Origin of the sequence: Lysinibacillus fusiformis, assembly GCF_003049525.1 — a bacterium.
Taxonomy (GTDB): domain Bacteria; phylum Bacillota; class Bacilli; order Bacillales_A; family Planococcaceae; genus Lysinibacillus; species Lysinibacillus fusiformis.
Genome location: NZ_PYWL01000054.1, coordinates 1 through 422 on the forward strand (window position 1 = coordinate 1; position 422 = coordinate 422).

At 37.4% G+C, this 422-nt stretch carries 1 protein-coding gene; it reads left to right on the forward strand.

Annotated elements, in window-relative coordinates; genetic code table 11:
- Window positions 1-422, forward strand: a 422-nt coding sequence (locus C9J29_RS24875; protein ID WP_272898260.1) for a cytochrome c3 family protein, incomplete at both ends; no start/stop codon positions are given.

Below are 422 nucleotides of genomic sequence, written 5' to 3' on the forward strand. Positions count from 1 at the left end.
GGTAAACAAGCTAAGACTGATCTAAAGGATTGTAATAAGTGTCATGAGGGTATGTCAACCCACGATTTAGAAGGGTATGAGGAAGTATCTACCTTAAACAAATTATTAAGCAAAAATTCACAGATACAAACACCTAAAAAGAATCATTACAATTATGCAAAAGATAACACTTTCTGTCAGGAGTGTCATAGCCAGCGACCACCAAGTCACACTAGTTATTTCATGAAAGAGCATGGTACTGAAGCATTAATAGACCGAGAGATGTGTATGGCTTGTCACGAATTACAGAAATCAAATAACACCAATAACTCTCAGGTTGCATGTGCAACGTGTCATCCAAGCAGTCATTATAAAAATACTTCCTGGCGAAAAGGGCATCCAATTGAAGTAAAACCAGGCCAAAAACTGACCCAATCATGTTA